At 37.1% G+C, this 15,070-nt stretch carries 15 protein-coding genes; 12 read left to right on the forward strand and 3 right to left on the reverse strand.

What is annotated here, in order from left to right; all coding sequences use genetic code 11:
- Nucleotides 1-7 precede the first annotated feature (7 nt).
- The gene (locus Y7E_RS0103675) at nt 8-445 is read left to right on the forward strand and encodes an HIT family protein (protein ID WP_026049077.1); all 438 of its coding nucleotides are present in this window, start codon (nt 8-10) and stop codon (nt 443-445) included.
- A gap of 21 nt (nt 446-466) precedes the next feature.
- On the opposite strand, the gene Y7E_RS0103680 is transcribed toward Y7E_RS0103675, so the two are convergent.
- Both Y7E_RS0103680 and Y7E_RS0103685 read right to left on the reverse strand, forming a co-directional pair.
- Nucleotides 467-1,840, reverse strand: coding sequence for a HAMP domain-containing sensor histidine kinase (locus Y7E_RS0103680; RefSeq protein WP_017149965.1), 1,374 nt, complete (start codon nt 1,838-1,840; stop codon nt 467-469).
- A complete protein-coding gene (locus tag Y7E_RS0103685; RefSeq protein WP_017149966.1) occupies nt 1,837-2,529 on the reverse strand; it encodes a response regulator transcription factor in 693 nt (230 codons plus the stop codon). Before Y7E_RS0103685 ends, Y7E_RS0103680 begins: the two co-directional genes overlap by 4 nt.
- A 175-nt stretch (nt 2,530-2,704) precedes the next feature.
- Here Y7E_RS0103685 and Y7E_RS0103690 point away from each other — a divergent pair, with 175 nt between their 5' ends.
- The 4 genes from Y7E_RS0103690 to Y7E_RS30870 all read left to right on the forward strand — a co-directional run bounded on the left by Y7E_RS0103690 (nt 2,705) and on the right by Y7E_RS30870 (nt 6,336).
- The gene (locus Y7E_RS0103690) at nt 2,705-3,955 is read left to right on the forward strand and encodes a hypothetical protein (RefSeq protein ID WP_017149967.1); all 1,251 of its coding nucleotides are present in this window, start codon (nt 2,705-2,707) and stop codon (nt 3,953-3,955) included.
- 152 nt (nt 3,956-4,107) lie between these two features.
- Complete coding sequence (locus tag Y7E_RS0103695; protein ID WP_017149968.1) at nt 4,108-5,574, forward strand: SulP family inorganic anion transporter; 1,467 nt, start codon at nt 4,108-4,110, stop codon at nt 5,572-5,574.
- Nucleotides 5,575-5,655: 81 nt separating this feature from the next.
- Nucleotides 5,656-6,078 (forward strand): universal stress protein, encoded by a 423-nt coding sequence (locus Y7E_RS0103700; protein WP_017149969.1) that lies wholly within the window; start codon nt 5,656-5,658, stop codon nt 6,076-6,078.
- A gap of 138 nt (nt 6,079-6,216) precedes the next feature.
- The gene (locus Y7E_RS30870) at nt 6,217-6,336 is read left to right on the forward strand and encodes a DUF4027 family protein (RefSeq protein ID WP_017149970.1); all 120 of its coding nucleotides are present in this window, start codon (nt 6,217-6,219) and stop codon (nt 6,334-6,336) included.
- Nucleotides 6,337-6,491: 155 nt separating this feature from the next.
- Here the strand turns inward: Y7E_RS30870 and glpT are convergent, their stop codons facing one another.
- On the reverse strand, nt 6,492-7,841 hold the full coding sequence (glpT, locus tag Y7E_RS0103710; protein WP_017149971.1) for a glycerol-3-phosphate transporter: 1,350 nt from the start codon (nt 7,839-7,841) through the stop codon (nt 6,492-6,494).
- 268 nt (nt 7,842-8,109) lie between these two features.
- On the opposite strand from glpT, the gene Y7E_RS0103715 reads away from it, so the two are divergent.
- The 7 genes from Y7E_RS0103715 to Y7E_RS0103745 all read left to right on the forward strand — a co-directional run bounded on the left by Y7E_RS0103715 (nt 8,110) and on the right by Y7E_RS0103745 (nt 15,057).
- Nucleotides 8,110-8,568 carry a MarR family winged helix-turn-helix transcriptional regulator gene (locus Y7E_RS0103715; protein ID WP_017149972.1) on the forward strand — a complete coding sequence of 153 codons (459 nt, stop codon included), beginning with the start codon at nt 8,110-8,112 and terminating at the stop codon, nt 8,566-8,568.
- A gap of 19 nt (nt 8,569-8,587) precedes the next feature.
- Nucleotides 8,588-10,201 carry an MDR family MFS transporter gene (locus Y7E_RS0103720; protein WP_017149973.1) on the forward strand — a complete coding sequence of 538 codons (1,614 nt, stop codon included), beginning with the start codon at nt 8,588-8,590 and terminating at the stop codon, nt 10,199-10,201.
- Nucleotides 10,202-10,320: 119 nt separating this feature from the next.
- Nucleotides 10,321-11,313, forward strand: coding sequence for a LacI family DNA-binding transcriptional regulator (locus Y7E_RS0103725; protein WP_337460018.1), 993 nt, complete (start codon nt 10,321-10,323; stop codon nt 11,311-11,313).
- A gap of 13 nt (nt 11,314-11,326) precedes the next feature.
- Nucleotides 11,327-12,223: a ribokinase gene (rbsK, locus tag Y7E_RS0103730; RefSeq protein WP_017149975.1), complete on the forward strand. Its 897-nt coding sequence runs from the start codon at nt 11,327-11,329 to the stop codon at nt 12,221-12,223.
- A complete protein-coding gene (gene rbsD / locus Y7E_RS0103735; protein ID WP_017149976.1) occupies nt 12,220-12,615 on the forward strand; it encodes a D-ribose pyranase in 396 nt (131 codons plus the stop codon). The genes rbsK and rbsD overlap by 4 nt, the downstream gene beginning before the upstream one ends.
- Before the next feature lie 18 nt (nt 12,616-12,633).
- Complete coding sequence (gene rbsA, locus Y7E_RS0103740; protein ID WP_017149977.1) at nt 12,634-14,118, forward strand: ribose ABC transporter ATP-binding protein RbsA; 1,485 nt, start codon at nt 12,634-12,636, stop codon at nt 14,116-14,118.
- A gap of 3 nt (nt 14,119-14,121) precedes the next feature.
- Nucleotides 14,122-15,057 carry an ABC transporter permease subunit gene (locus Y7E_RS0103745; RefSeq protein WP_017149978.1) on the forward strand — a complete coding sequence of 312 codons (936 nt, stop codon included), beginning with the start codon at nt 14,122-14,124 and terminating at the stop codon, nt 15,055-15,057.
- Nucleotides 15,058-15,070 lie beyond the last annotated feature (13 nt).

The following is a 15,070-nucleotide window of genomic DNA, read 5'->3' on the forward strand; positions in this document are numbered from 1 at the left end:
TCGAAATATTGAATGTCTAGGATGTAAATTAGCAAATAATAAGGAGCTTGTATACCAGATATATGAAAATGATTATGTGACTTGTTTTTTAGACCATGCTCCATTTCATACAGGGCATACTTTAATCGTTCCAAAGAAACACTTTCTAGAATTGGATGAGCTTGATACGGATACCCAAAATGCGATTATGGATGCTTCTAAGCTTATTTCAAAAGCCATCAAGTTATTGTACAAACCAGACGGAATTACAATTTGTCAAAATGATGGGATTTTTAATGAGTTGGCGCATTATCATATGCATGTTGTACCAAGATATAAAGAGCAATCATTTGCTGAATTTTATATGGAACAATCAGGTAGTGGAAATAAGAGTCATAATTTTGAAGATACAAAGAAATTGTTAAGGGAAGCGATAGAGCAAATAATGGAGATAGAAAAAGCTTAAGAGAAATTCTCTTAAGCTTTTTCACATACTGATTGGCAATGAAATAGTAAAGCAAGAACCGTGATTTAATTTACTTGTAACAGTAATTTCTCCGTCATGTAGTTCGACTATTTCTTTGACAATGGCAAGTCCTAATCCAGTTCCGCCAGTTGAACGAGATCTTGCTTTATCGACGCGATAAAATCGTTCGAAAATATGTGGGATATCTTCCTCTGGAATTCCTTCTCCTGTATCTTGGATGGCAATTTTAATTTGTGTTTTATGCTCTGTAACGGAAATTACAATTCGAGAATGTTCAGGTGAATGTGCACATGCATTATTTAAAATATTGATGATAACTTGTTCAAACCTTTGTTCATCAAGAGCTATAGAAAGTGAAGAGGGACATGTTGAAGAAATACTGATATGCTTTGCTTCATACATTATATTCACTTTTGTAACAATACGAGAAAGAAAGGTTTGTAAGTGTACTTCCTTGGCCTGAATAGAAAAGTTATGCTTTTCCATTTGCGCGAGTAAAAACAAGTCTTGTACTAAATTTGTAATGTAATCAGCTTCATCTTTTATAATCGATAAATATTTTTGGCGCTGCTCAGGAGGTGTACTGTCTTTCATGGCGATATCTGCATATCCTCTTACATAAGTTAGCGGTGTTCTTAGTTCATGGGCGACACTTGCTAGAAATTCACTGCGTTCTTTTTTCATATAATGTAAATCATTCGCAAGTGTTTGAATAGACTCGGCAAGTTCACCAATTTCATCATTTCGATTACTCGTTAAAGAGATGGATAAATCACCATAACTCATTTTTTCAGTAGCACGTTTCATCCGAAGGAGCGGTTTTGTTAACAGGCGCGATAGAAGAAATACCGTAATGACTGTTAAAATAAATGTAACAGCACCAGCAACAAGAAATTGTTTTGTAAGACCTGCAATCATTTGTTTAATAGAACTTGTGCCAAGAAACATATAAACATAACCTTGTATTTTTCCTTCTATTATTATTGGGCTAACTGTGCATATATAATTAGATGTTTTCCAGTGGTTTTCTACGATCGTTCCGTTATGATTCGTACCTGCTATCATTCCGATAATGTGCTTCTTTATAGTGGAATCTATATCATTAGATTTTGCTAATATTTCTTTATGAGCATTTGTAATAACAACCTTTGTTTCAGCTTCTGACTCCATTAAAGCGACATGAGAGATTGTTTGGGAATCAAAATATTTCTCAAGTACATCTCGATGGCTATTTCCCCGCTTTAATAATGCTGTCATTTCTTCATTTACTCTCGTATTGACAAGGCTGTAATAGAGCAAGACAAAAAGGACGGTTTCGATTAAAAGTGTAACAATCAAAAAATAAAATCCCAGTTGAACAGAAATCCGTTTCATCGCATAGCTCCTTGATTTTCAGTGTCAATCCATCGGTAGCCAACACCATACACAGTTTTTAAATATTCATCAATTGGAAAATTGACCTTTCGTAATTTATCACGCAAATTACGAATATGGGAGTCCACTGTGCGATCCTCTGTATTTGTATCTAGTCCCCAAATTCGTTCAATAAGCTGATCGCGGCTGAGTACATAGTTTACGTGACGCAAAAATAATCCAAGTAAAGAGAATTCAATTGGTGTAAGCAAAACCTCTTGTCCATGAACGGAAATAAAGTGCTTTGCTTCATCCCACAAAATCCCTCTATATTTTAGTTGTTCATGCTGATTACTGCGTCGCAGGACAGCTTCAATTCGTGCTAGCAACTCATCTTCATGAAAAGGTTTTGTTATATAATCATCAGCCCCGATTTTTAATCCTTGAACAACATCTATTGTTTGATCGCGAGCGGTTACCATAATGATAGGAACATTACTAAATGAACGGATCCTTTTACATGTTTCCCACCCATCCATTTTCGGCATCATAATATCGAGAAGAATGAACTTGAAATTTTGTTTTTCTATATAAAAGATGGCTTCTTGTCCTGAAGTAGCACATACGCAGTTATATCCTCTAGGAGTGAGGTAAAGCGCTAATAACTCCAGCATACGTGGTTCATCATCTACGAGTAGTATATTCATCATATAATATCCTCCGTATTTGTATTCGATATAAAAAGTGTAATGCAAAATCGTCAAGAAATGGTGCAGATTATGATACATCTGCATAATTTCTTCAGAATTGGTTGTTATTGTATAGTTGAAATTACATTCTAGGTAAAAATATAGGCTCAAACATGATGGATACGGAGGGGATATAGTGAAAAAAACAACTCGAGTTTTAAGTATGACAATAATTGCGGCACTTGGGCTTACAGCTTGTGGACAAATGAATACGGAGCAAAAGAAGACTGAAGGTGCAAAAGAGCAGAAGAGTGAGCATCAGAAAGAGATGAAAATGAATCATGAAGCGATGGCGCCGAAAGAAATGAATGCAAATGCATCTAGTGATGTATTAACAACAAGTTTAAAAAATATAACACGATTAAACACAAATGCCCCTGTGCAAATGGCAGTATTAACATCCCAAACAATATGGCCAGCGACTCATAAAGAAAATCAACCGGGAGCAGTAATTTTAGTCCCAGTTAATAGTTGGCAAATTGGTATTGCTAGTGCGGATCTTATTCACCATCCAAACAATGGACCTATTTTATTTATAAATAAAGAAAGTATTCCAGAAGCAACGTTAAAAGAAATAAAACGATTAAATCCAATCGGAACAAAAGATGGAACGCAAATTATGGTGATGGGAGATGTAGAATCTTCTACATTAGAGCAATTAAAAGAATATAAAGTAAAACAAATAAAAGAAACGGATCCAGCTGTATTTGCGAAAGATGTTGATAAAGAATATGCGGATATAACAGGAAAGTATCCGGAAAGCGTCATTATTGGTTCTTCTGAAGAAGAAGGGCGATTGTATACAACACCTACTGTGAACTGGATTGCGCATATGCCAGAATCTCTTTTATATGTAACAAAAGATAAAGTACCAGAGGCTACAATTGAGGCATTGAAAGCAAGAAAAGGTAAGGCGAATATATATGTGTTAGGTCCAGAAAAAATTATTTCAAAAGAGGTAGAAAAGCAGTTAAGTAAGCATGGGAAAGTAACCCGTATTAGTGGAGAAACTCCGACAGAGAATTCAATCGCCTTTGCTAAGTTTAAAGATGAAAAAACGAAATTTGGCTGGGGGTTCAAAAAGCCAGGGCATGGCGTGTCATTTGTTTCAACAGAAACACCTGATTTAGCAATCGCCGGAGCACCATTCTCGCATATGGGGAAACACGCACCGGTTCTTTTATTAGATAAAGGGAAAGTGTCACAGCCTGTATATGATTTATTAGCTACGATTCAACCAAAATTTAAAGATGATCCAACGCTCGGGCCATATAACCACGGCTTTTTATTAGGGAATACAGAGAATATCTCGTTTGAAACACAAGGAATACTTGATGAAAAGTTAGAGATTGTTCAAGAAAATGGTGGGGGACACGGTGGACATTAAAAGAAAAGACGCTGCATGAGGTAGCGTCTTTTTGTATTTGGGAAAGTTTTTCATAGCAGAAAATCTGACATTCGTTATATAATAGCTTTCGTGCAGTCGGACCGATTTTCTTACGGAGGAAATCAAAAATAGAAAAATAGAGGAGTGTTATTTTGTTTCAAACTATAAAAACTGAATGGTTTTCCAATGTGAAAGGCGATGTATTGTCAGGGATTGTCGTTGCGTTAGCATTAATTCCTGAAGCGATTGCCTTCTCCGTTATTGCAGGTGTAGACCCGATGGTTGGACTATACGCTGCATTTTGTATTGCTGTAACAATTTCGTTTGTGGGCGGAAGACCGGGCATGATTTCTGCGGCAACAGGTGCGATGGCATTATTGATGGTAACAATTGTAAAAGGTTATGGATTGCAGTATTTGTTTGCTGCAACAATTTTGACCGGTGTTGTTCAAATTATTTTTGGAGTGTTAAAACTAAGTTCATTCATGAAATTCGTTCCCCGTTCTGTTATGAGTGGATTTGTAAATTCGTTAGGGATTTTAGTTTTTACAGCACAATTGCCACACTTTAAAGGTGCAAACTGGCAAATGTATGCGTTAGTAGCATTAGGACTCGCAATTATTTATCTATTTCCACGTATTACAACGGCAGTGCCTTCTACACTTATTGCTATTATTGTCGTGACAAGTATTGCGCTGTTAGGCGGTTTTCAATTACGTACAGTTGGTGACATGGGAAGTTTACCAACTGAATTACCGTTTTTTGGTATTCCGGATGTGCCATTTACCTTAGAAACATTAGCTATTATTTTACCATATTCTATTATGTTAGCGGTTATCGGTTTATTAGAATCACTATTAACGGCATCTCTTTTAGATGATATGACAGACACACCAAGTAATAAGCATAAAGAAGCGCGTGGACAAGGAATTTCTAATATTGTTGCTGGTTTCTTTGGTGGAATGGCGGGGTGTGCGATGATTGGACAATCTATTATTAATATGAAATCAGGTGGTCGAGGTCGCTTATCCACATTCGTAGCAGGTGGATTTTTAATTGTATTGCTCTTCGTTCTAGGTGACTATGTTGTTCATATTCCAATGGCGGCGTTAGTTGCGGTTATGATTATGGTTTCTATTGGAACATTTGATTGGAACTCTGTATTTACTCTTCATAAAGTTCCGAAAGGTGATGCATTTGTTATGATTGTAACAGTTGCAATTGTTCTTGTTACACATAATCTAGCTCTTGGTGTTATGATTGGTACGGTGATAAGTGCAGTTTTATTTGCGTTCAACATGGCAAAGATTCACGTGAAACATTTTTATGTTGGTGAGAAAAAAGTATATGCCATTCATGGACAACTCTTTTTTGCATCTACTACAGAATTTATAAACGCGTTTCAGTTTAAAGAAGATGTAAAAGAAGTAGAAATTGATTTTACACACGCCCATGTATGGGATGATTCAGCTGTCGCTGCGGTTGATAAAGTTGCTATGAAGTATGAGCAAGCGGGTGTGAAAGTAAATGTAGTTGGACTAAATGAGCGTAGTTTACAACTTATTAAGAAACTATCTACTTACAAACAGAAAGAGGCATTGAATAAAGTTGCTAGTTAGTTATGAATCTCCCTTTCGAATGAACGAAAGGGAGATTTTTGTACTATAATACGAGTATGACTACGAAAGGGGTTTCAGAACATGTACAAGCAAATTATACTAGCATGTGATGGTTCAGAACACGCAATGCGTGCAGCAAAACATGCCGCACACATTGCTATATTGAGTAAGGAAATAAACATTGAAGTTGTATACGTAGTAGATAATAGAACGGCAAAATCAGATATTATACAGGGACAAACAAATATAGAAACAATTTCAGCTAGTCGAAAAGATAGATTAAAAGAAATTGAAAATTTATTACAGCGAGAAGGAGTTTCTTATAAGATTACGATTTTACATGGTGATCCAGGCGATACAATTATTCAATACGTAAATACAGGAGACATTGATCTTGTAATTGTGGGGAGTAGGGGATTAAATACATTGCAAGAAATGGTACTTGGTAGCGTAAGTCATAAAATAGCAAAACGAGTGAAATGCCCGGTGATGATTGTAAAGTAACGGACAGCAGAGATGTTGTCTGTTTTTTTATAGAGATAAATCTTACAAAATTGTAAGACTACTGTTAGCAAAATCGATGTTATAAAGTTCCTTTTATGGCTAAAATAAAAATATCAAATACATGGAAGGATGAGAGAAATGAAAGCATTTCAAAGTTTATCGTATAGTCAGGGAGTGAGTCTTATTTGTTTAGGGGGATTTACTACTTCGGTGGTGTTGGCTATTGCTGTGAAAATGTTTCAACAGATGTTTTTATAAAAGGAGCGTTATAAATAGAAGGGGAATGATTGTTATAGTTGGCAAGACAATATCATTAGACATAAATGAAAAATAGCTCTTAGCATGTATTTTAATGCTAAGAGCTATTTTATTTCTTTACTTCAGCTGTTGTTCCCACTGAGTAAAGTTTCACTTTATGCTTGCTGAGATTTTGATGATCCTGTATTTAAAGTAAGAGCAAGGAAGACAATCGCAAGCACACAAGATGCAAGTAATAGAATGAAACCACCGTTCCATCCGAAAGCATCTACAATAAAGCCCATTGCCGCACTAGCAAATGCAGCACCGCCCAGGTAACCGAAGAAACCTGTTAAACCAGCAGCTGTTCCAGCAGCTTTTTTTGGTGCTAAGTCAAGGGCATGTAATCCAATTAACATAACTGGTCCATAAATTAAGAAACCAATTGCAACAAGTGCAATGCTATCAATCATTGGATGGCCAGCTGGATTTAACCAATAAACAAGAACGGCAATGAATACACCAACCATAAATAAAATACCAGCAGGTGCACGGCGCCCTTTAAATAATTTATCGCTCATCCATCCGCAAAGGAGTGTACCTGGAATACCAGCAAATTCGTATAATGCATATGCTGTACGAGAACTATTATGAGTAAAGCTTTTTTCTTCTACTAAGTAAGTAGGTGCCCAGTCTACAACACCGTAGCGCACGAAATATACGAATACGTTAGCGATAGCGATGTACCATAAAAATTTGTTGTTCAGTACATACGTAAATAAAATTTCTTTTACCGAAAGTTCACGTTCACGATCTTTCACTTTTTCATCTGAAGGATATTCACCTGTATATTCTTCAATAGGTGGTAATCCACAAGATTGTGGTGTATCGCGCATTACAATTAATACATAGATCCCAACTAAAATTGCAAAAATACCTGGGAAGTAGAAAATACTTTGCCAGCTACCAGCAAATAAGAATAGCCCTAGTGTAACAAGGGGTCCCATAAGTCCGCCGCCAACATTGTGGGCAACGTTCCAAATGGACATTTTTGTACCGCGTTCACTAATAGAGAACCAATGAACCATTGTACGACCACATGGAGGCCAGCCCATACCTTGTACCCAACCATTTAAAAATTGAAGAACAAACATTAATAAAATGCTCGTTGTAATAAAAGAGAATGAACCAAAAATAATATTAATGATACCGGATAAAAATAGCCCTGCTGCTAAGAAGTAGCGGGGGTTACAACGGTCGGATACAATCCCCATTATAAATTTACTTAAGCCATATGCAATAGATACGGCAGAAAGGATAACTCCAAGTTCTCCTTTGCTAAATCCTTGTTCAACAAGATAAGGCATTGCCAGTGAAAAGTTTTTGCGAACAAGATAGTAACCTGCATAGCCAATGAAAATTCCTAAAAACACTTGCAAACGCAGTTTGCGGTATTCGCTATCTACGCGGTCAGCAGGCAAGCGTTCTGTATGCGGCGCAGGTTTAAATAAATTAGTTAGAAACATCGCCTAAAGTCCTCCTCTATTATTATAAGCGTTTTATACCATGGTAAACAAAAAAAGACCATGAAATATAGAAAGACGCTCTTTCCATGTTCCATAGTCGTATACTCTAATTCTCCATGACCTTCGCTATTAACTTCGTCACAAATTATACAATTTTGTGACGGAATTGTAAACGTTTTTATGAAATAAAAATGTTGACGAAATTCCTTATAACATTTAATATTTAAATACGTTAAATATTTTCTTATTTAAATAAGAGGTGGATAATATGCAAAATGATATGACTCATATTGATAAAATTCAGGCTCTAGCATTTTCTATAGGAAAGAAAATGCAAACAGAGCTATTAGAACAATTGCAAGCATCAGGACTTACACCACCGCAGTTTTATATTTTGAAAATTTTAGATCATTACGGTGCATCTAGATCGACAGAGCTGGCGAAGAAAATGTACGTGAAACCAAGTGCAATTACAGTGATGATTGATCGTTTAATCGATCAGGAACTCGTGCTACGTTATCATGATAAAAATGATCGTCGTGTTGTCGTAATTGAGTTAACAACGAAGGGGAAAGATACATTAGAAAAGGCAATGACTGCTCGCAATGAACATATTACAAAGTACTTTTCACAATTAGAATTACAGGAGAGAGAAGATTTACTACGCCTGATTGAAAAGCTAGGAGCGATTATTTGCGGGACATCTGAGAAAAAAGAGAAAAACTAAATGGAATTGAGGAGATTACATGGAACAACAAGCAAATCAAAATAGAAACCTGTTGTTAATCGGTCTAGTAATTGCGATGTTATTTGCTGCATTAGATGGAACGATTGTTGGTACAGCAATGCCGCGCATCGTTGGAGAACTAGGCGGATTAAGCTTAATGACATGGTTAACAACAGCATATATGCTAACATCAACGACAGTTGTACCAATTGCAGGGAAGTTAGCAGATTTATTAGGACGCCGTAACGTATATATTACAGGATTAATTATCTTTATGGTTGGTTCAGCATTATGTGGTATGGCAAACGGTATGACGGAATTAATTATTTTCCGCGGTATTCAAGGTCTTGGCGGCGGTATTATGATGCCAATGGCAATGATTATTATCGGGGATATGTTTACAGGAAAAGAACGTGCGAAATGGCAAGGAATTTTCGGAGCGCTTTACGGTCTTGCATCTGTAGTTGGACCGCAAGTAGGTGGTTGGATTGTTGATGCTGTTAACTGGAGATGGGTATTTTACATTAATTTACCAGTTGGTGTTTTAGCGACAATCTTTATTGCAATGGGATTAAAATCACATAAACAAACAGGACCAATTAAAATTGATATTGCTGGTATTTTCACGATGATTCTCGGTGTTGTGAGTTTATTACTTGCATTAACATTCGGCGGGAAAGACTATGCGTGGGATTCTTGGCAAATCATTGGATTATTTGCACTTGCTATCATTGGTATCGTAAGTTTTGTTATTATTGAAACGAAGGCAGAAGAGCCAATTTTACCAATGCATTTCTTTAAGAACCGTACATTTACACTATTGAATGCGATTGGTTTCTTTATGAGTATTGGAATGTTTGGAGCAATTATGTTCGTACCATTCTTTATGCAAGGAATTGTCGGCGTAAGTGCTGCTGAATCTGGAACAATTATGACACCAATGATGATTACGATGATTGTGATGAGTATTATTGGTGGTCAGCTCGTATTAAAGGTTGGCGTGAAACCACAAATTATTACAGGGATGCTCATTATGGCTGGTGGTTTTTGGCTGTTAACAACAATGGATATGCATACAAGTAAGCTTGTTGCAACTTCTTATATGAGTATTATTGGTTTAGGAATGGGGCTTGTAATGCCAACATTAACATTAGCATTACAAGAAAGCTTCCCGAAAAAAGATCTTGGGGTTGTTACATCTTCTAGTCAATTCTTCCGTCAAATCGGGGGAACATTCGGGATTACGATTTTAGGATCTATTATGAATAATACTTCAGGCACAACATTAACAAATAAATTAGTGCCTGTCTTAAATACATTCCCAGCAGAAGCAGGGCAGATGGTAACGAAGTTTAAAGATATGATTCATACAGATCCACAAGGTTTATATTCAATGCTGTTTAGTCCAGAAGCATTAAAACAAATGCCAGAAGCAATTTCAAATAGTATTGTACCTATTTTAAAAACATCTTTAATAGATTCACTTCATAGTGTATTCCTAACAGGCTTAGTCTTTATCGTAGTTGGTGCTGTATTTACGATTTTCCTACAGAAAATCAAGCTTTCTGATCGTAAAAAAGACGCAGAAGAGCCGGCTGTAGAAGACAAAGATACAAACGTATCGTATTCATAATAGGAAAAAGCATCGCCTTATGGCGATGCTTTTTTTATAGTATAACACGTAAGTTTTTTTGTTATAAATGATTGACGTCTTTTTGTAAATGAGTTATATTATTTTCTGTAAACGGTTACATGGAATGGAGAGGGAAGAAAATGAGTACAATTAAAGACGTTGCGAAATTAGCGGGAGTATCTGTTGCGACCGTTTCCAGGGTGTTAAATAAGAATGGATATGTTCACGAAGATACGTTAAAAAAAGTAGAGCGAGCAATTGAACTGCTGGATTACAAACCTAGTACAGTAGCACGTTCTTTATATAATAAAAAATCTCATTTAATTGGTTTGGTTGTTCCAAATATCGTGAATCCATTCTTTCCAGAAGTTGCGCGTGCCGTAGAGGATGTAGCACATAAGCAGGGATATACAGTTGTACTGTGTAATTCTGATGAAAGTTTAGAAAAAGAAAAGCAGTACATTGATGTGCTTAAACAAAATAATGTAGATGGCTTTATTGTAGCAACGAATCCACAAAACAGCATGAATTACATGAACTTATCTGTACCAGTCGTGGCAATTGACCGCATGTTCAATGAACGTATTCCAACCGTATATGCAGATAACTATGCAGGAATTCAAGAAGCGACAAAGTTATTGTTAGAAAAAGGTTGCAAACATATTGCACATATTCGTGGTCCGCGTGACGTGAGTACAGCAAATGAGCGTTTTGAAGGCTTTGTAGATGTTATTACACAATATGGACTTTCTTATATGATCGCAGAGAGTACGTTTGATCCAGCAGATAGCGAACGTGTGGCAATGGAATTATTAGAAGAACATCCGTATATTGATGGTATTGTAGCTGGAAATGATTTGATTGCAATTGGTGCAGTCAAAGCGGCGCTACAAAAGGGAATTTCCATTCCAGATGATTTGCAAATCATTGGATTTGATGGTATTTCATTAACAGAAATGATGTACCCATCTCTTACAACAGTTGCACAGCCTATTTATGAAATGGGACGCATTGCAACGGAGGTATTGTTAGAGCAGATGGAAGGAAAATCATTAGAAACAGAACATTATCGTTTACCGATTAAAATTATAGAACGAAATACAACGAGGTAAGGAGATGAGATATATGCCAAACATTGCAGTAGTAGGCAGTATTTCAATGGACTTAGTAGCCGTTTCACAAAAACGGCCAAAAGCAGGAGAAACGGTGATTGGAGAAGCATTTCACACAGTACCAGGAGGAAAGGGAGCTAACCAAGCTGTTGCTGCAGCTAGACTAGGTGCGAATGTAGCAATGGTTGGAGCTGTTGGAAATGATGGTTATGGTAAAGTAGTTAGAAATAATTTAGAGAATGAACGTATTTTTATTGACTATGTGGTACCGGTTGCAGACGAAACAACAGGAATTGCTCATATTGTTTTAGCGGAAGAAGATAACAGTATTGTCGTTGTCCAAGGCGCAAATCGTCTTGTGAATGAACAAATTGTAGATCGTGCGAAAGATCTTCTTGTAAAAGCGGATATGGTTGTCCTTCAACTGGAAATTCCGCTTGAAACAGTGAAGTACGTTCTTGCTATTTGTGAGGAGCATAAAATTCCAGTTATGTTAAACCCAGCTCCAGCACAAGTGTTGCCAGCAGATATTTTGGAAAAGGCGACGTATATTACACCGAATGAGCATGAATGCCGCATTGTATTAGATGATTTTACGTCAACAATTGAAGAGTTACTTGCGAAATACCCAAATAAGTTATTGATGACAGAAGGTAGCAAAGGCGTTTGCTTCCATAATGGTACAGAAATTGTTCATGTTCCAAGTATTTCTGTAGAAGTAGTGGATACGACAGGAGCTGGTGACACATTTAATGGTGCGTTAGCAGTTGCACTTTCTGAAGGAGAAACATTACAAAAAGCAATTCGTTTTGCAAATATTGCTGGTGGTCTTTCTGTAACAAAACTTGGAGCACAAGGCGGTATGCCAACAAGGGAAAGATTGCGAGAGGTGCAGGTGATCGTAGGATGAAAAAGCATGGTGTATTAAATAGTGAAATCGCTGCAGTACTTGCCTCACTTGGGCACACGGATACAATTGTTCTTGCTGATTGTGGCTTACCAATTCCTGATGGCGTGAAACGAATTGATTTAGCAGTAGAGCTTGGAAAACCATCTTTTCTAGATGTATTACAAGTTGTGATAGATGACATGGCAATTGAAAAATTAACATTAGCAGAAGAGATTACGATGAATAACGCAGAAGTAAACAAAGAAGTTGAGCTGCGTTTAAAAGATGCTGCTTTTGAATACGTGTCTCATGAGCAGTTTAAAGAACATACAAAACAGGCGAAGGCAATTATTCGTACAGGAGAAGCAACGCCATATGCGAATGTTATTTTACACGCAGGCGTGATTTTTTAATAAAGGGATGTGATGAGAATGCGTATTGAAATGAAAAACATTTCAAAAGCGTTCAATGGTAATCCTGTTTTGAAGAACGCACAGTTTCGTATTGAAACAGGAGAAGTCCATGCACTGATGGGGGAAAATGGAGCGGGTAAATCAACGCTCATGAAAATTTTAACAGGTGTATATACGAGAGATGGTGGTCAAGTCACGATTGATGGGCAAGAACGGACATTTAAAAACGCGAAAGAAGCAGAAGAGTATGGGATTGCTTTTATTCATCAAGAACTGAACATACTACCGAATTTAACAGTTGCTGAAAATATGTTTCTTGGAAAAGAGCTTATGTATGGGAAAACAGGCATTCTGCGTACGCGTCAAATGAATGCAATCGCGCAGCAACAATTAGCAAGTCTTGGGCTTCACGTAAAAGGGGCTATGCTCGCTGGGGAACTATCAGTCGGACAACAGCAAATTATTGAAATTGGTAAGGCTTTAATGACAAATGCAAGCGTTATTATTATGGACGAGCCGACAGCTGCCTTAACCGATCGCGAAATTGAAACGCTCTTTACGGTTATTAATAAATTACGTAAAGAAGGTGTATCTTTCGTTTACATTTCACATCGTATGGAAGAAATTTTTTCAATCTGTGATGCTATTACGATTTTACGTGATGGAGAATATGTAGGAACGAGATTAATTCCTGAAACGTCATTTGATGAAGTGGTGAGTATGATGGTTGGTCGCAGCATTGGTGAGCGTTATCCGGAGCGTAGTGCGAAGATCGGAGAAGTTATTTTTGAAATGCGTAACGGAACGAAAAAAGGGAAGTTTGAAAATATTTCGTTTCAAGTTAGAAAAGGTGAAATTCTTGGAGTTGCCGGATTAATGGGTGCTGGTCGTACCGATATTATGAAAGCAATTTTTGGATATGAACCATTAGACTCAGGACAAATATTGATAAACGGTAAAGAAGTGAAGATTGATAGTCCAATCGATGCAATACGGCAACGAATTGCTTTTATCACTGAGGATCGAAAATCAGAAGGACTTGTATTAGACTTTTCAATTCGTGAAAATTTAGCATTGCCAAACTTAGAAAGTCTTTCAAAAGGTAGTGTAATGGATAAAGGAACAGAAGAGCAGTTTGCAGCCGATATGATGAAACTTCTTAATGTAAAAGCGGCAAATGGGGAACAACCAGTCAAATCGCTTTCTGGTGGGAATCAGCAAAAGGTTGTAATTGCGAAATGGCTTGGGATTCATCCGCAGTTATTAATTTTAGATGAACCAACGCGAGGGGTTGATGTTGGTGCTAAAAAAGAAATTTACTCTATTATGAACAAGCTTACAAATCAAGGGGATGCCGTTATTATGGTTTCATCCGAACTGCCCGAAGTGTTAGGAATGAGCGATCGTGTCCTTGTTATTCATGAAGGGAAAGTCGGCGGTATTTTAGAAAAAGATAAAGCAACACAAGAGTCCATTATGGCATTAGCTACAGGGGGAGAATAAGTTATGACTAAAAAGGGGAATGTATTGCAACAACTTGGTTCTTTAATTGGATTGGTGCTTATCATTGTAGTCATTACGGCATTAAATCCAGCGTTTATTGAAATTCCAAATTTATTTAATATTTTGCGCCAAGTATCGATTAATGCACTCATTGCATTTGGAATGACCTTCGTTATTTTAACAGGGGGTATTGACTTATCGGTAGGTTCTATTTTAGCATTATCAAGTGCACTTGTTGCTGGAATGATGGCAAGTGGCATGGATCCGTTCCTTGCAATGGCAGTTGGATTATTAGCAGGTCTTGTAATGGGGATTGTAAACGGTATCATCATTGCAAAAGGAAAAGTGGCACCATTTATTGCGACATTAGCAACAATGACTATTTTTCGCGGGCTCACACTTGTTTACATGGACGGACGTCCGATCACAGGTCTTGGTGATCACTTAATGTTTCAAATGTTTGGCCGTGGTTACTTCCTTGGTATTCCTGTACCAGCTGTAACGATGATGATTGCTTTTGCTGTATTGTACTTTATTTTAAAGAAAACGACGTTTGGGCGCCGTACATTTGCAATCGGTGGGAATGAAGAGGCCGCAGCGTTATCGGGGATTAATGTAACGAAAATAAAAGTAATGATTTATGGTCTTTCTGGAATTTTGGCAGCGCTTGCAGGTATTGTGTTAACATCACGCTTAGATTCTGCACAGCCAACTGCTGGTTCTTCTTACGAATTAGATGCAATTGCTGCAGTTGTATTAGGAGGAACAAGTCTTTCTGGCGGAAGAGGTTGGATTGTCGGTACATTCATCGGTGTACTGATTATCGGTGTACTAAATAACGGCCTAAATTTATTAGGAGTATCATCTTTCTTCCAACAAGTTGTAAAAGGGCTTGTTATCTTACTTGCTGTACTAATTGATCGTCGAAAAGAAGCATAATGGAGGGACAATT

This window comes from Bacillus bingmayongensis (assembly GCF_000299035.1).
Lineage (GTDB): Bacteria > Bacillota > Bacilli > Bacillales > Bacillaceae_G > Bacillus_A > Bacillus_A bingmayongensis.